Raw genomic sequence first — 19,382 nt, 5'->3', positions numbered from 1 at the left:
CCGTGACCGCAATGGTGCCGCTGGGCCGACCAGCCGCGAATCGGTTATGCCTCTCTCATGCAGGAAACCTCCCTCTACGAGCCGGTGAAGCGGTTCCTCGAGAGCATGGATTTCGCCGTCAAGGGCGAGGTTGGCGGCTGCGACGTGGTCGGCGTGCGCGCCGGCGAGCCGCCGGTCGTCGTCATCTGCGAGCTCAAGCTGCAATTCAACCTCGAGCTCGTCCTGCAAGCCGTCGACCGCGCGGCGGCCTGTGACGAGGTGTGGCTCGCCGCCTTGATGTCGGCGCGCGGCAAGGGCCGGGAGCACGACCGGCGCTTCCGCGCGCTTTGTCGTCGCCTCGGCTTCGGCCTGCTTGGCGTCAGCGCCAGGGGCGAGGTGGAGTTGATCCTCAGTCCCGCCGCCCTGCCGCCGCGACGCGATCCACGGCGGCGCTCGCGCTTGGTTGAGGAGCATCATCGCCGCAAGGGCGACCCATCCATCGGCGGCAGCACGCGCAAGAAGCCGATCATGACCGCATATCGGCAGGAGGCGCTCGCCTGCGCCGCCGCCATGGCCAATGGCCCGAAACGGCCGCGCGACCTGAAGACGCTTTCGCCACGCGCCGCAAGCATCTTGCAGCACAATTACTATGGCTGGTTCGCCCGCGCCGAGCGCGGCATCTACGCGCTGACCGAAGCCGGCCTCGCAGCGATTGGGCCGCTGCCGGCGGCGCTATAATGCATGTCGCCCAGAAGTGTGAGCGGTTCTGGGACAACGACATGCATCAAAACAAAGACTTAAAGCGCGTCGCCTGAATCCGGTTCAGCGCGACGCGCTTTAGGCCATCGCGCCGAATGGCCGTGGAAGTCTTTTACGCGACAGGCCGAGGTCACATAGGACCCTGCAAGCTCCGCTCCAGGTCGCCCCGGATCAGACCGACCAGCTCGGCATGGAGGTCGGCGCGCGAGCGGCTGCCGCCGTCGGCGCAGATCGGATCGAGCTCGCCCGTTTCCCTCAGCAGCTCGGCGCCGCCCGGCTTGCATTCCTGCAAGAAGCTGAAATGGATGGCGCCTTTGACGGAGGCATATGTGCCGCGCGGCGCGATCGCAGCCAGTTTGTCGGCAACGACGCCCAGCGGAATCGTGTCGGTGCCGCCGAGATTGATGAAATCCATCGGGATCGCGATCGCCTTCAGGCTGGCGGTGTCATAGGCCGGCGCAAGGCCGGGATCGACCAGCACGGCCGCTTTGACGCGGCGGTCGAGGTTTGACTGCTCGAAACGCGCCTTGTCGATCGTCCTGAGGTCGAGCTTGTGGACATGCACGACCGCGTCGTCACGGTAGCCGATGCCGCCCGCATACCAGGCGCAGTCCCATTTCTTGTACTCGTCGCAATAATGGGCATAAGCGTCGAGGCTGGCGCGGGCGCCGGCAATCTCCATCGCCGCGGCGCCGCCGAGCGAGAAGCCGAGCACGCCGATCCTGTCGCCGTCGACGCCGCCGCCCCATGTCGGGTCGGTCGTCATCGCGTCGACCACTGCCGAGAGGTCCCGCGTGCGCTCCCAAAATTTCGGCGTGTCGGCTGGGGTTGAGTCGCCGCTGGTCGTGCCGGGATGATTGGGCCCGGCCACGATGAAGCCCGCTTTGGTGAGTTCCGTCGCCAGCCAGGCCATGCCTTGCACGCGCCCGCCCGACCCATGCGACAGCACGACCAGGGGAAACCGCCCCTTGAGCGGTGGCGCATTCTTGAAGGCCGGCACGCCCTTGAAGGCCCTGTTGTCGCCAAGCACGATGGCTTCGCCGCCGGCCTCGGCCGGATACCAGACAAAGACCTGGAGATCGTGGCCGCGTTGCGGTGCCGCGACGGAGATTTCGCGCATGCCGACCTCGGCGGCGTGGCTTGTAGCGGTGAAAGCGACTGTGAGTATTGCTGCGGACAGGATGCGGGAGAATGTCATGAGGACCTCGCTCGGTTGGAGAGACCGGCGATGATCTGCTGATGACATCCCGAAGTTGCGACCTCGATCGCGATCGAGGTCGTTCTCAATCGTGATCCGGGCCATTATCAATGTACCCGACTGCTTTTGAGACTGCCCGTGATTTTCGTCCCGCTTCCCTTCGTCGTCGCCCTGCTTTTGCTCGTCCTGCTTGTCCGGATGCTGCATGCCGAGCAGCCGAGCCGGCCGTTCGTCGCCCTGACGGCCTTTGCATCCTGCAGTCGGTGCTTCTCGGTCTGCGCTGGGGCTATGGCATGACAGCGCTGCGCTACGTGCTGCCGGTGGTTGCGAGCGGCCTGCCACCCATCGTCTTTGCCGGGTTCCGCAGTCTGATCCACCGCAGCGCCGCCGACGCTGGCAGCGTCCGCTGGCTTCATGCCGCCCCGCTGTCCTGATGCTTGCCCTGGTGCTGTTCGCGCCGGCGCTGATCGACGCCGCCATGATCGTGATCTTTGTGGGCTATGCCTTGGCAGTGCTCGATCTTGGCCGCGCCGGTCCCGATGCGCTGGACGAGGCGCGGCTCGACGGCGCGGTCGCCGCGCACCGCGCGCTCGTCATCGCCGCCCTGGCGCTTTGTGTCTCTGCCTTCTTCGATCTCGCCATACTGATGGATTTCGAATGGAGCAGAGGCGAGAACGCGGCCTTCATCGTCAGCAATGCGAACTTTCTTGGCCTGTTTCTCATCGGGCTGACAGCCATCGCCGCTGCGCGCGCGCAGCCTCAATCCCAAGCCGCCGAGGAGCTCGAAGCACCATCCACGGCGGCGCAGGATCGTGAGGTTCTCGACAGGGTACGCACCCTCCTGGCCGAGCAGAAACTGGCGCGCGACGAAAATCTCACCTTGTCGCGGCTGGCTCGCCGCGCCGGCGTTCCCGCCCGCCAGATATCCGGCGCGGTCAATCGGCTGGCCGGCAAGAACGTCTCGCAGTTCATCAATGATTTCCGCATTGCTGAAGGCTGCAGGCTGCTCAGCGAAACCGAGATGTCGGTGACCGCGGCGATGCTCGAATCCGGCTTCCAGACCAAATCGAACTTCAATCGCGAGTTCCGGCGCGTCACGTCGCTCAGCCCGGCTTCATGGCGCGAGCGGTCGCGATCAGAAGCGCTCGCGGTAGTCGCGCGGGTTGGTGCCAAGGACACGTAGGAAGCGGCGCCGCATCGTTTCTTCCGAGCCGAAGCCGCAACGCCGCGCCGTCTGGCCGACCGTTTGTCCCCGCTCCAGCATCCGCCGCGCCGCTTCGATCCGGATCTCCTCGACGGCGCGGGCGGGTGTGCGGCCGGTCGCCTCCTGATAGCGCCGCGAGAAACTGCGCCGGCTCATATTGGCGCGGTCGGCCAATTGCTCCAGCGAGAGATCGGCGCTGAGATTGTCGAGGATCCAGCCATGCAGCCGGTCGAAGCGCCCGTCGCCTTGCTGCAGCTTTAAGGTCTGGCTGAACTGCGCCTGGCCGCCAGGACGTTTGAGGAAGACGACCAGCTCGCGCGCCACCGCCAGCGCCATGCGCCGGCCAAGGTCGGCCTCGACGAAGGACAGTGCGAGGTCGATGCCAGCCGTTACTCCGGCCGAGGTCCAGACATTGCCGTCGCGAATGAAGATCGGGTCGGGATCGAGCCGAACCGCCGGAAAGCGTCGTGCGAACTCCGCGCAGCGGCCCCAATGGGTCACCGCACGCCGGCCGTCGAGCAGGCCGGCCTCGGCCAGCAGCATGGCGCCGCTGCAAACTGAGGCGGTTCGCGTCGCATCGCGCGAGCGGCCGATGATCCACTGCACCAGCTCGGCATCCTCGCAGGCCGCGTTGACGCCCCAGCCGCCGGGCACGATCACCGTGTCGATCGTGGTTCCGTGCGCCGGCAACGCCGCTGCCTCAACCACCAGACCGGACGATGTCCTGATCCGTGGCGAAGCGGCGACGACGACGACATCATAGGCCGGCGCTTCGCCGGCCTGCGTCCTGAAGTCGTTGGCGCTGGCGAAAACCTGAAGCGGTCCGCTGACATCGAGGAGCTGGATGTCGGGATAGGCGAGGATTTCGATGCGGCGCATGGCCTTTGGCCTGAAACGAGGGATGATTGGCGACCGGGCCAAAGCATGATGCCGTAGATTGCCCGAAGTCAACCTGCCCCAAGTCAAACTGTGGAGATTTCCATGAGCCTTCGTTTCGGCATTATCGTATTCCCCAACGTCCAGCAACTCGACCTCACCGGGCCTTATGAGGTCATGGCGACCGTCAAGGGCGCCGAGGTGGAACTGATCTGGAAGGATCGCAATCCGGTGACGTCCTCGACGCGTCTTTCGCTTACGCCGACTGCTACCTTCGACGATTGTCCGCCGCTCGACGTGCTGTGCATTCCAGGTGGCGGCGGCGTCAACGCGCTGCTCGAGGACAAGGCGGTTCTGGATTTCGTCTGGGAGCGCGCGGCTGAGGCGCGCTACATCACCTCGGTATGCAGCGGCGCCCTGGTGCTTGGCGCAGCCGGGCTGCTCAGGGGCAAACGCGCCACCACGCACTGGTATGCACATGATTTCCTGGAAGAATTCGGCGCGATCCCAGTCGATGCGCGGATCGTCGAGGACGGCAAGCTGATCACCGCCGGCGGCGTCACCTCAGGCATCGATTTCGGCCTGGCACTGGTCGCAAGGTTGCTTGGCCAAGCCGAAGCCGAGATCGTGCAGCTCTCGCTCGAATACGCGCCGGTACCACCCTTCCGCTCCGGCACGCCGGCCGAGGCGTCGCCTTCTGTCCTGGCGGAGGCGAAAGCGCGGCTTTCGGGTTCGAGGCTGGTCCGCGAGGAGATGTTCGCTCGTTGGCGCCGGGAGCGCGCGGCTGCCGCGTCTGCGCGGATCCGCGCCTAATACCTCAGGGCCGAATGGCGAAATCCGCGTCGTCGGCCCGGCGAATCGACCGTTGACTCATCCTTCGGTATGTGCAGAAATTGGTTGGACCATTGAACCACTTTAGGCGCAGCCGGCTTGACCGATCTTTTGCCCCCGATCCAGACGACGGCCCGCGATGACGCGGTGCTGAAGGCGTTGGCGGGGTTCGTGCGGCAGGAGGCTCTGGGCCCGGGCGAAAAACTGCCGACCGAGCGCATCCTCGCCGAACGCCTCAAGGTGAGCCGCAACACGGTGCGCGAGGCGCTGACGCGCTGGGAAGGGCTGGGCCTTGTCGAACGGCGGCAGGGCTCGGGCACCTATCTCAAGGCCGCCGTCTCGCCCGACATGCTGCACATGCCGCTGACGCTCGCCGGCGGCAATGATTTCGCCGGCCTGATGGCGACGCTGGAGATTCGCCGCGCACTGGAGGCGGAGGCGGCCGCCCTTTGCGCCATTCGTGCCGGCAAGGCCGAGCTCGCCGAGATCGAGCGCAAGCTCGACCTCATGGAGGAAGCGTTCCAGACTCGCGCCGGCATGTCCTCGGACGAGGATTGGGAGTTCCACCAGGCGGTCTTCCGTGCCTCCGGCAATCCGCTGTTCGAGCAGATCATCGCCGCCATGTACGAGATGTTCCACCGCTTCTGGGAACATCCGCTCGGGGTGCGCGATTTCGGCCATGCCAGCTTTCCCTATCACCGCACCATTTTCGAGCGCATCGCCGCGCATGACCCTGAGGGCGCCCGCGCCGAGGCGCTGAAGCTCATCGCCACCGTCGAGGACGATCTGAAGCGCGGCGCCGCCAACCTCAAACTTTCGGACCGCAGATGAACGAGCAGCCCAACACTTTCGACCCGGCCTCCCTGGCCAGCGACTATCTCGGCGAGGCGGCGACGCTGCTTGCGCATGATGATCCGTTCCCCGGCGGCGCGGTGGTGCCGCCGATCTACCAGACCTCGCTCTTCACCTTCGCCAGCTACGCAGACATGGCCGACACTTTTGCTGGCAGAAGAACGCAGCCGATCTATTCGCGCGGCGACAATCCGACGGTGATGGAGTTCGAGGCGCGTGTCGCGGCGCTCGAAGGCGCCGAAGCCGCGCGCGGTTTCTCCAGCGGCATGGCGGCCATCAGCGCCACGGTGCTCGCCTTCGTCGGCGCCGGAGAGCGCATAGTCGCCGTGCGCAACTGCTATGGCGATGCCTACCGGCTGTTCGAACGCCTGTTTCCGCGTTTGAACATCAAGGTCGACTATGTCGACGGCTCGGATCCCGACGCGGTTGCGGCCGCGCTTCCCGGCGCCAAGCTGCTCTATCTCGAAAGCCCGACGTCGATGATGTTCGAGCTGCAGGATCTCGAGCATCTGACGCGGCTGGCGAAGGAGCAGGGCATTGTCACTACGATAGACAATTCCTGGGCGACGCCCGTCTTCCAGAAGCCGATCTCTCATGGCGTCGACCTGGTACTGCATTCGGCCTCGAAATATCTGAGCGGCCACAGCGACACCGTCGCCGGCGTGGTGGCGGGCTCGGCCGCCCACATCAAGCACATCAACGAGCAGACCTATTCGCAGCTTGGCGGCAAGCTGTCGCCCTTCGAAGGCTGGCTCTTGCTGCGCGGCCTGCGCACGCTGCCGCTTCGCCTTCCGCATCACATGAAGAGTGGGCTCATCCTCGCCGAGCGGCTGAAGGCGCATGGCAAGGTCGAGCGCGTCAACCACCCCGCCCATTCCAACCATCCCGGCAAGAAGACCTTAGCCGGCTATGCCGGCCTGTTCTCCTTCGAGGTCACCGAGGATGTCGACATCCCGGCCTTCGTCGATGCGCTGAAATATTTTCGCATCGGCGTCAGCTGGGGCGGCCATGAAAGCCTGGTCGTGCCGGCAAAGGCCTCGCTCGAGCAGACGCCGGGCATCAATTCGATGGCGCGCTTCGGCGTCAGCCCCCGAACCATCCGCTTTAATGTCGGATTGGAAAATGTCGAGGATCTCTGGGCTGACATCACCCAGGCCTTCGACAAGTCAAAAAAATAATGAGTGTTCCAAAATGGGAGTCCTGAACATGAAAAGACTGACCTTCATGCTTGCCGCCGTCGCCGGCCTGGCGATCTCCGCCAGCGGCGCGCTGGCCGACACCACCATCAAGCTGGTCGAGGTCATCACCAGCCCGCCGCGCACCGAATTCCTGAAGAAGCAGATCGCCGAATTCGAGAGCGCCAATCCGGGGATCAAGGTGGAGGTGGTCTCGCTGCCCTGGGGCCAGGCCTTCGAAAAATTCCTCACCATGGTGCAGGCCGGCGACACGCCCGACGTCGTCGAGATGCCGGAACGCTGGATGGGCCTCTACGCCAACAACGGCCAGCTCGAGGATCTCGGCCCCTATATGGCCAAGTGGGACGACGCCAAGACGCTGGGTGACCGCGCCAAGCAGTTCGGCTCGACCGTCAACAACACCCAGTTCATGATCCCCTACGGCTATTATGTGAACGCGCTGTTCTGGAACAAGAAGCTGTTCAAGGAAGCCGGCCTCGACCGGCCGCCGGCAACGCTGGATGAGTTCGTCGACTTCTCCAAGAAGATCTCCGCCATCCCCGGCAAATATGGCTACTGCCTGCGCGGCGGTCCTGGCGCCTTCAACGGCATGCACATGTTCATGAACATCGCCGACGGCAAGGGCGGCTACTTCACCGACGACGGCGTCTCGACCATCAACGATGAAGGCTCGGTCAAGGGCCTGCAGATGCTGGCCGACATGTACAAGAACGGCCTGGCGCCGAAGGACGCCGTGAGCTGGGGCTTCAACGAGACGGTCACCGGCTTCTATTCCGGCACCTGCGCCATGCTCAACCAGGATCCGGACGCGCTGCTCGGCATCGCCGACAAGATGAGCGCCGACGACTTCGCGGTGGCGCCGCTTCCCGTAGGCCCGAGCGGCAAATCCTATCCGACGCTTGGCTATGCCGGCTGGGCGATGTTCGCCAATTCGCAGCACAAGGACGAGGCCTGGAAGCTGATGGCGACGCTTCTGTCGCCCAAGGATAATCTGGAATGGGCCAAGGAAGTCGGCGTTGTGCCGATCCACAATGGCGCCGACCAGGACGCCCACTTCAAGACCGAGCAGTTCAAGGGCTGGTTCACCGAACTCAGCGACAGCTCCAAATATGAAATGGTGACGCCGCCCACCCATCTGGAAAACCTCGGCAACTTCGTCGACCAGGTGGCGATCAAGAATTTCCAGGAAGTGCTGCTCGGCCAGAAGCCGGCCAAGCAGGTGGCCGACGAATGGGCCAAGTTCCTGACCAAGGAGCAACAGGACTGGCTGGCGAAGAACAAGAAGTAGCACCCATCTTCCTTCTCCCCGTTTCACGGGGAGAAGGTGGCCCGATAGGGCCGGATGAGGGGCAGCGCCGAGTTCTGAGAAGCTAGCGCCGCCCCTCATCTGCCTGCCGGCTTTCGTCGCTCGAAAAGCCAAGTACTTGGCTTTTCGGCCGCCGCGCGGACCGCTCCTCAACTCCCCGTCAACAGGGAGAAGGACGCTGCCGCCTGCGCCGGCACTCACACCTCACCGTAGAGCCAAAATCATGACCTACGCAGTGTCCGAAATCCGATCCGCCGCCCGGCCGCGCAAGAAGCGGCTGAGCAAGGCCGCGATCGAGCCATGGCTCTATCTTTCGCCGGCCATCGTCCTGCTGGTTCTGGTGCTGTTGGTGCCATTGATCATCGGCATCAGCTATTCCTTCCGCAAATTCTCGGCCTTCAAGTCGCAATATGTCGGCCTTGCCCAGTACCAGGCTATGTTCTCCGACCAGGTGCTCGGCCAGGCGCTGATCAACACGCTTTGGTGGACCGTCGCCAGCGTGTTCTTCCAATTCTTCCTTGGCCTGGGCCTGGCGCTGCTGCTCGACAAGCCCTTCTACGGCCGCAAGGTCGTGCAGGCTGTCGTCTTCCTGCCCTGGGCGGTGCCGTCCTTTCTCTCGGGCCTCACCTGGGCGTGGCTGTTCAACCCGATCATCGGGCCGCTGCCGCATTGGCTCTTCGCGCTCGGCCTCAAGGCCGAACCGACCAACGTGCTCTCCGACCCCGCCACCGCCATGTGGGGGCCGATCGTCGCCAACATCTGGTTCGGCATCCCCTTCTTTGCCATCACGCTGCTCGCCGCGCTGAAGTCGATCCCGTCCGAACTGCATGAGGCCGCGGCCATCGACGGCGCCTCGCCCTGGCAGCGCTTCACCAAGGTGACGCTGCCCTTCCTTGCGCCCACCATCGTCATCACGGTCATGCTGCGCACCATCTGGATCGCCACCTTCGCCGACTTGATCTTCGTCATGACCGAGGGCGGTCCGGCGGGCTCGACCAGCACGGTGCCGGTCTACATCTATGTCAGCGCCTTCAAGTCGCTCGACAAAGGATACGCCTCGGCGGTCGCGGTGCTGCTGCTGGTGCTGCTCATCGCCTACGCCATCGGGCTGATCGCCATCCGCCGCACGCTGGTGAGGCACGTCTGATGATCGCCGGTCGTTCCACCTCCTCACGGCTTCTCGGCGGCATCGGCCTCTACGCGGCGATAGCCGCTTACGTGATCTTCGCGCTGTTCCCGATCTTCTGGACGCTGAAGATCTCGGTGACGCCCGAGCGCCTGCTCTATTCCGAAGGCATCACCTTCTGGCCGTCGGAGACGACGCTGAAGAATTTCGCCACCGTGCTCGAGGCCTCCGACTTCCCGCGCTATTTCCTCAACAGCGTCATCGTCTCGGTGTCGACGGCCGCGCTTGTTACGGTCATCGCCACGCTTGCCGGCTACGCCATGTCGCGCTTCACCTTCCGCGGCAAGGCGACTTTGGCGATCCTGTTGCTGCTCACCCAGACCTTCCCGCTGGTCATGGTCATCCCGCCGATCTACCGCATCATGGGCGATCTCGGCCTCACAAACAGCCTGATCGGGCTGATCATCATCTACACCGCCTTCAACACGGCCTTCGCCACCTTCCTGATGCAGTCTTTCTTCGACGGCATTCCGAAGGACCTCGAGGAAGCGGCGATGATCGACGGCTGCACCCGCGCCCAGGCGATGCGCCGGGTGATCGTGCCGCTGACCTTGCCCGGCATGGGCGCCACGCTCGGCTTCGTCTTCACCGCCGCCTGGAGCGAATTGCTGTTCGCGCTGATGCTGATCTCCAGCGACGAGCAGAAGACCTTTGCCGTCGGCCTGCTCACCTTCATCGGCAAGTTCGCCGTCGACTGGGGGCAGATGATGGCGGCCTCCATCCTGGCGCTGATCCCGGTCTGCGTCTTCTTCGCCTTCCTGCAACGCTATCTCGTCACCGGCCTCACCGCTGGCGCGGTCAAAGGATAAAAGATGGCTTCCGTCACCCTGCAAAACGTCGAGAAGGATTACGGCTCGCTGCGCATCCTGCATGGCGTCGATCTGGAGATCGCCGACGGCGAGTTCGTCGTGCTGGTCGGCCCGTCCGGCTGCGGCAAGTCCACGCTGCTGCGCATGATCGCCGGCCTCGAAGAGGTCACCGGCGGCGAGATCCATATCGGCGAGCGGCTGGTCAACGATGTCGCGCCCAAGGACCGCGACATTGCCATGGTGTTCCAGTCCTACGCGCTCTATCCGCATATGGACGTGTCCTCGAACATGGGCTTCAGCCTGATGCTGAAGAAGGCCGAGAAGACGACGATCGACAGCCGCGTCGGCGCCGCCGCCAAGCGGCTCGGCCTCGACTCTTATCTCGGCCGCCTGCCGCGCCAGCTCTCCGGCGGCCAGCGCCAGCGCGTCGCCATGGGCCGCGCCATCGTGCGCGACCCGAAGGTGTTCCTGTTCGACGAGCCGCTTTCCAACCTCGACGCCAAGCTGCGCGTCCATATGCGCGCCGAGATCAAGGCGCTGCATCAGCAGCTCAAGACCACGTCCGTCTATGTCACGCACGACCAGATCGAGGCCATGACCATGGCCGACCGCATCGTCGTCATGCATGACGGCTATGTGCAGCAGGTTGGCCGCCCGCTCGAGCTTTACGACCGGCCGGCCAACACCTTCGTCGCCGGCTTCATCGGCTCGCCCGGCATGAATTTCTTCCCGGCCAAGGTCTCCAAGGGCGGCAAGGTCGATGCCGTGCTCGCCGACGACCAGAAGCTTCGGCTGCCGGATGGCCTGCCGCTCAAGGACGGCGATGCGCTCACCATCGGTCTGCGGCCGGAGCACATCAAGCTGGTCGACGACGGCGCGCTCACGGCCGAGGTCGAGGTGGTCGAGCCGCTCGGCCTGTCGACGCAATTCTATGTCAGGCTGGCCAACCAGCAGATATGCGTCTTCGTCATGGGCCGCAGCGATGTGAAGCCGGGCGACATCATTCGGCTGGCCGCCGACCCTGCGGCGCTGCATCTGTTCGATCCAAAGAGCGGCAGCAGGATCGAATAGTCAACGCCACCGAAACGCGTCCAGCATGTAATCCGCATGCGCGTTGAATTCGTCGAAAAGCCCGGCAGGGTCGCCGCTGTCGGCCAATATCCCGGACACAACCAGCGCGGTCGCCACGCCAGCGGCCTGGCCGCCGGCGATGTCGTGCTCGACGCTGTCGCCGACACAGACCACGTCGTGACGATCCGGATTTCCCGCAAGCGCGAGCGCCGCTTCGTAGATCGCCGGATAGGGTTTTCCGATACGGGTGACGCTGCCGCCGAGCCGTTCGTAAAGGTCGGCGATCTCGCCGGAGCCGAAGCGCTGTCCGACCGCGGTCAGCATGATCCGATCCGGATTGGTGCAGAAGCACGGCACCTGCCGCGCCGCCGCCGGGCCGAGAAGTCTTCGGTAGTGATCGAGGTCGTAGCGGTCGCCTTCGCTGGCCGCGATCAGCACCAGTTCGGCGTCGTCGCCGCGCTCGGTCAAAACAAGCGGCAGGCCCTCGATCGCCGAGCGGTCGCCGTCGCGGCTGATCAGCAGGCATCTTGTGCCGGCCCGCAGCGTGCCTTCGCGCGCCATGTCCGTGAAAATGCGCCAGGCCACTTCGCCGGATGAGACGAAATGGTCCCAGCTTCCCGCCTCGAAACCAAGCTTAAGCAGCCGCCTCTCATTGGGCTCCGCCCGCTTGCCGGAGTTCGAGATCAGCGCCACCGTTTTGCCGGCCCGATTCAGCGCCGACAGGGCTTCGACCGCGCCAGGGTAAGGCTGCTGCCCGTCATGCAGCACGCCGAACTGGTCGAGCAGGAACACGTCGTAGCGTTCGGCGAGCGCTGCGACCCCGTCGAGATGCATGGCGTGCTTCGCGCTCACAGCAGCCCCGCTTCGCTTGCACCCTTGAGGGCCAGCCGTGCCGTGCCCGCCGCTGCCTCGTCTGACAGCGCAGGCCGAAATTCGACGCCGAGCTTTCGTTGCCGGATCGCGGTCCAGGCGGCATTGGCGGCGCCGCCGCCGACGCTGCGCACCGATGTCAGCGGTGGCGCGCCGAGTTCGGCAAGCCTCCGGTAGCCCAGCGCCTCGATGGCGGCGATCCCTTCCAGCATCGCCTTCAGATGGTCGGCGTCGGATTGTGGTTGGGGCAACAGGCGCGGCTGCAGCGCCGGATCGGCAATGGGAAAGCGCTCGCCAGGCGAGCCGAGCGGATAATAGTCGAGGCCGGTCTCCGTCGCGGGATCGATCGCCGCGCTGAGCTCGATGATGCGGGCAAGCGAAAAATGCTGCGCGAGCACCTTGCCACCGGTGTTCGATGCGCCGCCCGCCAGCCAGGCGTCGCCGAGCCGGTGGCTGTAGATGCCATAGCGCGGTGCAAAGATCGGCCGGTCGGACAGGATCTTGATGGTCAGCGACGATCCGAGCGCGGTCACGCCGTCGCCGGCGGCCACAGCGCCCGTCGCCAGGAACGAGGCACAGCCATCCGTTGTGCCGGCAACCACCGCGACGTCGCGCGGCAGGCCGAACAGGCCGGCGGCCGCTGCTGTGAGCCTGGCGGTCACGCTGCCTGGCCTGACGACGGCAGGCAGAAGCTCCATGCGCATGCCGGTCGCCGCGATCCACTCCGGCCAGCGGCATGCCTCGGCGTCGTAGCCGGTCTTCAGACTGTTGTTCTCGTCGCTGACGTCGAAGCGGCCGGAGAGTTGTCCAGCGATCCAGTCGGCCTGGTGCAGCACGGCATGGATGTCAGGCAGGCGCTGGAACCACAGCGCCTTGGCGAGTCCGGATGTCGCCCCATGCGCGGCGCTTGCTTCCGGCGCCGCGCCGTCGATCGCGGCGAGGATGGCCGCATCCGGAACCTTGTCGTTGTACATCAGCGGCTCGGCCAGCGGCCGTCCGGCGCCGTCGATCGGCAGCAAGGTGCCGGACGTGCCGTCCACCGCGATTGTCCGCACCGCTCCGCGGTCGATTTGTGAGAAGAGTTCCCGTAGTGTCGCTTCGACCGCGGCCCACCAGACAGCGGGATCGCGGCCGTTCGCGCCGAAGCGATCGAGCGGCGCGGCGGTGCTCGCGGCGATGGAGAAGTCCGGACGCATCGCGACGGCGCGCGACCCGGACGTGCCGATGTCGATGCCTACTGCGAGCGGCACCATTCACCTAACCCGCGGCGTTGAGTTTCTGGCGATACTGCTCGGCATCCCAGTTGACCAGCTCGTCATTCTCGGCGGCGGTGAGATAGTTCAATCGCGCCGTGATGTCGATACGCGCGGTCACGTCGGCGAGGCAGCGCTGCATGGCGTCAGCGCCGGAGCTGGCGTCACCGCGCATCAGCACGCCGGCGCCCGGAAAGAGCACCGCGACGGGATTTGCGCCCAGCCGCGCGACGACGTCGGCAACCTGTTCGCCGGGCCTTGCCACCACGGAGCCCCGGCCAAGGAAGATGACATGATCCGGATAGAGGCTGCCGGCTTCTGCGGTGCGGCAGCTGTCCGGGTCGAGCGCCACCGCATGCGCCTCGACATCCGCCGGCAATCGGTAGCCGCTGCCGCCGGCAAGCACCGTCAGCGCCGCCATATCCGGGGCCGCCGTCTGTCGCGCCGGGCGGGCCAGGAACGATCTCACCCGATGCAGCAGACGCTCCGCCTCGGCCACGGTCTCCGCCGCGACGACCAGGCCGTGATTGCCGAGGATCAGCACGTCGACCTCCGGCCGGAGGCGTTCGGCAATGCCCTGGGCAAGCGGTAGGCCCGGCCGGCGATAGGGGACATACGCCCACGCGATCCCCTGAAGACGCCGCCCGGCCTCGGCCTCGCAATCGGCCTGGACGGCAAGTGAGATCGTCTCGACGCAGTGGACATGCAACACGACCCGTTGCGGCATCAGCGCATGCACGGTGGTCTCGATCGATGGCCGCAGGCCGCGCGGATTGAGGGCATCGATGGCGAAGGCCTGCGGCTTGTCGGCGCTCGGATCGCGTCGTTCCACCGCCTCGACGAGCGGACCCATCGCCACCGGCACCATGATGTCGTCGGTCAGCGCGTCCTTCAGCCATGTGCCGGAGGCCTTGATCCACAGTGTGTCGCCTGCCTTCAGCGATGTGTTGCCGCCGGCTGCCTGGGTCAGGTGCGGATCGGCGCCGATGGCGGCCGAAAGCGCCCGCAAGGCAGCCAGCTCCTGCGCATCAACTGTGGTCGCCATGGCGATCTTCCTCCAACGGCTCGGTCGGTCTCGCACGATCTCCCGTCACGGGAGAATGATTGGTGATGATATCGCAGATGCGAGCGATCTACGTCAACTGTGATCTACTATCATCAAAACTGGCTTGCAATCCGCCCGAGGTTGAGTAAGTTGCACCAATTGCCGTGCAAATGGCATTGTCGGGAGGAAAAAGTTGAGCGACTCCGGCCGCCAGCGTCAGATCGTCGAGCTATTGCGGGACCGGCCGTTCGCCTCGGTGCGCGAGTTGCAGGAGCGGCTTGGCGTCTCGGCGGCGACGGTCCGGCGCGACATCGACAAGATCGACGAGGCTGGCGAGGCCAGGAAGGTCTATGGCGGCATCTCGGCGCTCGACGGCGCCTCGCAAGCCGGCATCGCCTATGCCAGGCCCTATGACGAGAACCGAGATCTGGCGGTCGATGCCAAACGGCAGATCGCCGCTGTCGCCGCCACCATGGTGCGCGACGGTGATGCGGTCATCGTCCATGGCGGCTCGACCTGCTTCCATCTCGGGGTCAAGCTCGCCGACCGCAACATCCGGCTCTTCACCAATTCCATGCCGCTCGCTGCCTATCTCAGCGACCATGGCCATTGCAGCCTGACCATCGCCGGCGGCGATCTGCACCGCGAACCCGGCATCATCCATTCGCTCACTCAGGCCACGCCCTTCTATGCCTCGAAATTCTTTCTCGGCGCGCAGGGGCTGGGCCATGAGGGCGTGCTGGAATCGCATCCGCTGCTGGTGCGCTCGATCGTCGATCTCAGTCTCTGCGCCGACCAGATCGTGGTGCTGGCCGACAGCCGCAAGCTGTCGATCCATGCCCGCAACGTCGCGCTGCCGCTGTCGCGCATCGGCACGTTGGTGACCGATGACGGCCTCTCCGACGCCGATGCGCGCATGCTGGAAGATGCCGGCGTCACCGTGCGTATCGCCTCGCCTTCGGGAGCCGTCCAGTGAAGATGGCGGTGCTCGATTTCGGCAAGACCAACTCGAAGCTGTTCGTCTTCGGCCAGGACGGGCGCATCGTCGACGAACGGCGCACGAAACCTGACTGGATACGTAAGGGCGGCCTCAGTGTGCTTGACGAAGCGGCCCTGCATGACTGGGCGCTGGACGCCGTCGACGAAGCCGCCGATGCCCACGGCATCGAAGGTCTGATGGTGTCGGGCCATGGCTGCACCTTCGCGCTGGTCGACGATACGGCTCTGACGCATCCTATCCTCGACTATGAGCAGGAGCCGCCGGCCGATATCGCCGCGCGGATCGATCGCCGCATTCCCGATTTCGCCGAGACCTTCTCGCCGCGCCTGCCGCTCGGCTTCAACTATGGCCGCCACATGTTGTGGCTGAAGGAAGTGGAGCCCGGCGCCTTCTCGGCGGCGAAGGCGATCCTCGGCTATCCGCAATATTGGAGCTGGCGCTTCGGGGGCCGCGCCGTTTCGGAGGTCTCCTATCTCGGCTGCCACTCGCATCTGTGGGCGCCCCGCAAGCGTGACTTCTCCTCGCTGGTCGATGCCGAAGGCTGGCGTGGTCAAATGCCCGCCTTCGCGCGCGCCGGCGCCGTGACCGGCAAGCGGCGCTTTGGCCGGGCCGGCAAGCCGGTCGCTATTCACAACGGCGTCCATGACAGCAACGCCGCGCTTCACGCCTATCGGCGGCAGGATCTCGGACCGCTCACCGTGGTGTCGACGGGCACCTGGGTGATCGTGCTCAACCCGGACTGCCCGCTCGAGGCGCTCGACCGCGAACGCGACATGCTGGTCAATGTCGATGTCGACGGCGGCCCGGTGCCCACGATCCGCTTCATGGGCGGGCGCGAATTCGCAGCGATCAGCGGCAACTGGCAGGGCGCGATCACGCCGGCCTCGATACAGCGCGCGATCGACGCCGGCACCATGGCCCTGCCGAGCTTTGCCCCGGGCGGGCCGCTGCCGGGCCGGACGGGCGAAATCGTCGGACCGGTTTCCGATGCCGAGGAGCGCGCGGCCGTGGCACTGCTCTACGTGGCATTGATGATCGATCTGTCGCTCGATCTGATCCGTTCAAGCAACACCGTCATCGTCGATGGCGGGCTGAACGCCGGCGGTCTGCTTGTCGCCCTCCTGGCCGCGCTGCGGCCGGGCCAGCCCTTCATGCAGGGCGCCACGTTGGAAGGCAGCGCCACGGGCGCGGCCGCGCTTGCCTTCGAGAGCGTTGGCCGCGAGTTCGCCGCCGAGACTCCGGAGCCGGTACGCGCCGCGGACTTCAAGGGTCTGGACCGCTACCGCGACGACTGGCGCGGCCTCATTGCCGGACGCCACATAGCCGGCGCGGCGGAAGGAGCTGCCCAATGAGCGCCGCCGCCCATGTCGAGGCGCCGCAAAGGCCGGTGCTGGAGATGCGCCACATCTCCAAGACCTTCGGTCCCATCCGCGCCCTGCAGGACGTATCGCTCACCGTCAATGCCGGCGAGTTGCATGCGCTGATGGGCGAGAACGGCGCCGGCAAATCGACGCTGATGAAGGTGCTGTCCGGCGCCTATCGGCCGGATGCCGGCGGCGAGATCCTGATCGACGGCACGCCGGTCGCCACCGGCGATCCGATCAGGGCCCGCGCCCAGGGCATCGCCGTCATCTACCAGGAACTTTCGCTGGCGCCGAACCTGACGGTGGCGCAGAACATCTTCCTCGGCAACGAGCCGCGCAGGTTCGGCATCGTCGATCGCGACCAGTGCAACCGCCGCGCCAGGGAAATCGTCGAGCGGCTCGGCGTTTCCTTTTCGGCGCGCGCCCTGGTCTCCAGCCTGTCGCTCGGCGAGCGCCAGCTGGTCGAGATCGCCCGCGCGCTGTCGACCAGCGCCCGCATCATCGTCATGGACGAGCCGACCACCTCGCTGACCTCGCGCGAAACCGACCGCCTGTTCGAGGTGATCGCGACGCTGAAGGCGCAGGGCATCGCCATCATCTACATCAGCCATCGCATGGAAGAGGTCTACCAGCTCGCCGATCGGGTCAGCGTATTGCGCGACAGCGGCTATGTCGGCACCCTCGAACGCGCCGACCTCAACGCATCGCGCCTGGTCTCGATGATGGTCGGCCGCGATCTCTCGGCCTTCTACAAGAAGGATCACCGGCCGCCGGACAGCCAGCGCCGCGTGGCGCTGTCGGTGCGCGGCATGTCGGACGGCGGATTGCTGAAGGACTGCTCGTTCGATCTTCACCACGGCGAAGTCCTGGCGCTGGCGGGGCTGGTCGGTTCCGGCCGCACCGAGCTCGCCCGGCTGATCTTCGGCGCCGACCGCCGCAGTGCGGGCGAGTTGGAACTCGACGGCAAGCCCCTTACCATTGCTTCGCCGCGCGAGGCGCTGGAAGCCGGCATTGCCTACCTCACCGAGGACCGCAAGGAGCTCGGCCTGTTCCTCGACATGTCAATCTCGGACAACATCAATATGGGCGTGCTTGCGAAGGACGCGCGCGCCGGCGGTTTTCGCGATTTCACCGCCGCCGACAGGCGCGCGGCAAAGGCTATTGCGGACCTCTCGATCCGCACGCGCTCGGCGCAGGCCAATGCCGGCTCGCTGTCGGGCGGCAACCAGCAGAAGGTGCTGCTTGCCCGCCTGCTGGAGACCGAGCCCAAGGTCGTCATCCTCGACGAGCCGACGCGCGGCGTCGACGTCGGCGCCAAGTCGGAGATCTACCGGCTGATCGACAGCCTTGCCGGCAGGGGCATCGCCATCCTGATGATCTCCAGCGAGCTGCCCGAAGTGATCGGCGTGGCCGACCGCGTGCTGGTCATGCGCGACGGCGCCATCGCCGGCGAGGTGACGGCGTCGGAGGGCAGGCCGCTGCGTCAGGAAGAGATCATGGAACTTGCGACGGGAGCGGCCCAGGAAGGACCGACAAGATGACCGACAGCTCAACAGTGGCGAAATCGGCGGATCAGGCAGTGGTCAGGAGCCGGCGGCTGCGCACGGCCTTCGCCGCGCTCGGCATGCTGCCGGTTCTGGTGCTGCTTGCCGTCGGCTTCCAGTTCATCAACCCGCGCTTCCTTACCGGCACCAACCTGCTCATCGTCAGCCAGCAGTCGTCGATCAATATCGTGCTCGCCGCCGGCATGACCTTCGTCATCCTCACCGGCGGCATCGACCTCTCCGTCGGCTCGATCCTCGCCGCCTCGGCGATGGTCGCGGTGCTGGTGTCGCTGGTGCCGGACTGGGGCATGCTCGGCATTCCGGCCGCCATTCTGCTCGGCCTCGGCTTCGGCGTCATCAACGGGCTGCTTGTCGCCTATATCAAGCTGCCGCCCTTCATCGTCACGCTGGGCTCGCTCACCGCCGTGCGCGGCGTCGCCCGCCTGCTCGGCGAGGACACGACGGTGTTCAATTCCGACCTGCCTTTCGATTTCATCGGCAACGGCTCGCTGTTTGGCATTCCGTGGCTCGTCATCATCGCGCTGACGGTGGTGGTGCTGTCCTGGCTGGTGCTCAAGCGCACCGTGCTCGGCACCTGGATCTATGCCGTGGGCGGCAATGCCGAGGCGGCGCGCCTCACCGGCATCAAGGTGCCGCTGGTGCTGCTCTTCGTCTATGGCGTGTCGGGCCTGCTCGCGGGTCTGGGCGGCGTCATGTCGGCGGCCAGGCTCTACGCCGCCAACGGCCTGCAACTCGGCCAGTCCTACGAGCTCGACGCCATCGCCGCCGTCATTCTCGGCGGCACCAGCTTCGTCGGCGGCGTCGGCTCGATCTGGGGCACGCTGATCGGCGGCCTCATCATCGCCGTGCTCTCCAATGGGCTTATTTTGGCCGGTGTCTCGGACATCTGGCAGTACATCATCAAGGGTTTGGTCATCATCGTGGCGGTCGCCCTCGACCGTTACCGGCTGCAGGCCGGAGCAAGAACGTGAATGACCTTGGTCGCCGGCCAAGATGAGCCGGATTGTGTGTAACGCAC

17 protein-coding genes and 1 pseudogene are annotated in these 19,382 nt (G+C 65.7%); 13 read left to right on the top strand and 5 right to left on the bottom strand.

Annotated features, from left to right (window positions below):
* The first annotated feature begins 57 nt into the window (after window positions 1-57).
* Window positions 58-717, top strand: a complete 660-nt coding sequence (locus EJ072_RS11665; RefSeq protein WP_126079830.1) for a DUF2161 family putative PD-(D/E)XK-type phosphodiesterase — start codon at window positions 58-60, stop codon at window positions 715-717.
* Window positions 718-868: 151 nt separating this feature from the next.
* Here the strand turns inward: EJ072_RS11665 and EJ072_RS11655 are convergent, their stop codons facing one another.
* Complete coding sequence (locus EJ072_RS11655; protein ID WP_126079829.1) at window positions 869-1,936, bottom strand: alpha/beta hydrolase; 1,068 nt, start codon at window positions 1,934-1,936, stop codon at window positions 869-871.
* Between the two features lie 138 nt (window positions 1,937-2,074).
* Between EJ072_RS11655 and EJ072_RS11650 the strand changes: the two are divergent.
* Window positions 2,075-3,119, top strand: a pseudogene (locus EJ072_RS11650) (AraC family transcriptional regulator).
* Here the strand turns inward: EJ072_RS11650 and EJ072_RS11645 are convergent.
* Window positions 3,072-4,019, bottom strand: a complete 948-nt coding sequence (locus EJ072_RS11645) for a GlxA family transcriptional regulator (RefSeq protein WP_126079828.1) — start codon at window positions 4,017-4,019, stop codon at window positions 3,072-3,074. The pseudogene EJ072_RS11650 and the gene EJ072_RS11645 overlap by 48 nt on opposite strands.
* 102 nt (window positions 4,020-4,121) lie before the next feature.
* Between EJ072_RS11645 and EJ072_RS11640 the strand changes: the two genes are divergently transcribed.
* The 7 genes from EJ072_RS11640 (at window position 4,122) to ugpC (ending at window position 11,267) form a co-directional block, all read left to right on the top strand.
* Complete coding sequence (locus EJ072_RS11640) at window positions 4,122-4,829, top strand: DJ-1/PfpI family protein (RefSeq protein WP_126079827.1); 708 nt, start codon at window positions 4,122-4,124, stop codon at window positions 4,827-4,829.
* Between the two features lie 117 nt (window positions 4,830-4,946).
* The gene (locus tag EJ072_RS11635; protein WP_126079826.1) at window positions 4,947-5,678 is read left to right on the top strand and encodes a FadR/GntR family transcriptional regulator; all 732 of its coding nucleotides are present in this window, start codon (window positions 4,947-4,949) and stop codon (window positions 5,676-5,678) included.
* Window positions 5,675-6,877, top strand: a complete 1,203-nt coding sequence (locus EJ072_RS11630; RefSeq protein ID WP_126079825.1) for a PLP-dependent transferase — start codon at window positions 5,675-5,677, stop codon at window positions 6,875-6,877. The genes EJ072_RS11635 and EJ072_RS11630 overlap by 4 nt, the downstream gene beginning before the upstream one ends.
* A gap of 28 nt (window positions 6,878-6,905) precedes the next feature.
* Window positions 6,906-8,183 (top strand): sugar ABC transporter substrate-binding protein, encoded by a 1,278-nt coding sequence (locus tag EJ072_RS11625; RefSeq protein WP_126079824.1) that lies wholly within the window; start codon window positions 6,906-6,908, stop codon window positions 8,181-8,183.
* A gap of 241 nt (window positions 8,184-8,424) precedes the next feature.
* Complete coding sequence (locus tag EJ072_RS11620; protein WP_126079823.1) at window positions 8,425-9,348, top strand: sugar ABC transporter permease; 924 nt, start codon at window positions 8,425-8,427, stop codon at window positions 9,346-9,348.
* A complete protein-coding gene (locus EJ072_RS11615) occupies window positions 9,348-10,196 on the top strand; it encodes a carbohydrate ABC transporter permease (RefSeq protein WP_126079822.1) in 849 nt (282 codons plus the stop codon). The genes EJ072_RS11620 and EJ072_RS11615 overlap by 1 nt, the downstream gene beginning before the upstream one ends.
* Window positions 10,197-10,199: 3 nt before the next feature.
* Window positions 10,200-11,267 (top strand): sn-glycerol-3-phosphate ABC transporter ATP-binding protein UgpC, encoded by a 1,068-nt coding sequence (gene ugpC / locus EJ072_RS11610; RefSeq protein WP_126079821.1) that lies wholly within the window; start codon window positions 10,200-10,202, stop codon window positions 11,265-11,267.
* Here ugpC and EJ072_RS11605 read toward each other — a convergent pair whose 3' ends face one another.
* Genes EJ072_RS11605 through EJ072_RS11595 form a run of 3 tightly spaced genes read right to left on the bottom strand, consistent with a single transcriptional unit; the run spans window position 11,268 to window position 14,435 of the window.
* Window positions 11,268-12,119: a TIGR01459 family HAD-type hydrolase gene (locus EJ072_RS11605; protein ID WP_126079820.1), complete on the bottom strand. Its 852-nt coding sequence runs from the start codon at window positions 12,117-12,119 to the stop codon at window positions 11,268-11,270.
* A complete protein-coding gene (locus tag EJ072_RS11600; protein WP_126079819.1) occupies window positions 12,116-13,390 on the bottom strand; it encodes an FGGY-family carbohydrate kinase in 1,275 nt (424 codons plus the stop codon). The genes EJ072_RS11605 and EJ072_RS11600 overlap by 4 nt, the downstream gene beginning before the upstream one ends.
* Window positions 13,391-13,394: 4 nt before the next feature.
* Complete coding sequence (locus tag EJ072_RS11595; RefSeq protein ID WP_126079818.1) at window positions 13,395-14,435, bottom strand: class II aldolase/adducin family protein; 1,041 nt, start codon at window positions 14,433-14,435, stop codon at window positions 13,395-13,397.
* A gap of 193 nt (window positions 14,436-14,628) precedes the next feature.
* Between EJ072_RS11595 and EJ072_RS11590 the strand changes: the two genes are divergently transcribed.
* Genes EJ072_RS11590 through EJ072_RS11575 form a run of 4 tightly spaced genes read left to right on the top strand, consistent with a single transcriptional unit; the run spans window position 14,629 to window position 19,335 of the window.
* Window positions 14,629-15,411 carry a DeoR/GlpR family DNA-binding transcription regulator gene (locus EJ072_RS11590; RefSeq protein ID WP_126063063.1) on the top strand — a complete coding sequence of 261 codons (783 nt, stop codon included), beginning with the start codon at window positions 14,629-14,631 and terminating at the stop codon, window positions 15,409-15,411.
* Window positions 15,408-16,787, top strand: coding sequence for a carbohydrate kinase (locus tag EJ072_RS11585; RefSeq protein ID WP_126079817.1), 1,380 nt, complete (start codon window positions 15,408-15,410; stop codon window positions 16,785-16,787). Before EJ072_RS11590 ends, EJ072_RS11585 begins: the two co-directional genes overlap by 4 nt.
* Window positions 16,784-18,340 (top strand): sugar ABC transporter ATP-binding protein, encoded by a 1,557-nt coding sequence (locus EJ072_RS11580; RefSeq protein ID WP_126079816.1) that lies wholly within the window; start codon window positions 16,784-16,786, stop codon window positions 18,338-18,340. Before EJ072_RS11585 ends, EJ072_RS11580 begins: the two co-directional genes overlap by 4 nt.
* Window positions 18,337-19,335, top strand: coding sequence for a ribose ABC transporter permease (locus EJ072_RS11575; protein ID WP_126079815.1), 999 nt, complete (start codon window positions 18,337-18,339; stop codon window positions 19,333-19,335). The genes EJ072_RS11580 and EJ072_RS11575 overlap by 4 nt, the downstream gene beginning before the upstream one ends.
* The last annotated feature ends 47 nt before the right edge of the window (window positions 19,336-19,382 follow it).

The organism is Mesorhizobium sp. M2A.F.Ca.ET.046.03.2.1, assembly GCF_003952425.1.
Lineage (GTDB): Bacteria > Pseudomonadota > Alphaproteobacteria > Rhizobiales > Rhizobiaceae > Mesorhizobium.
The sequence above is the reverse complement of the archived record's forward strand: the minus strand, read 5'-3'. Positions and strand labels throughout refer to the sequence as shown.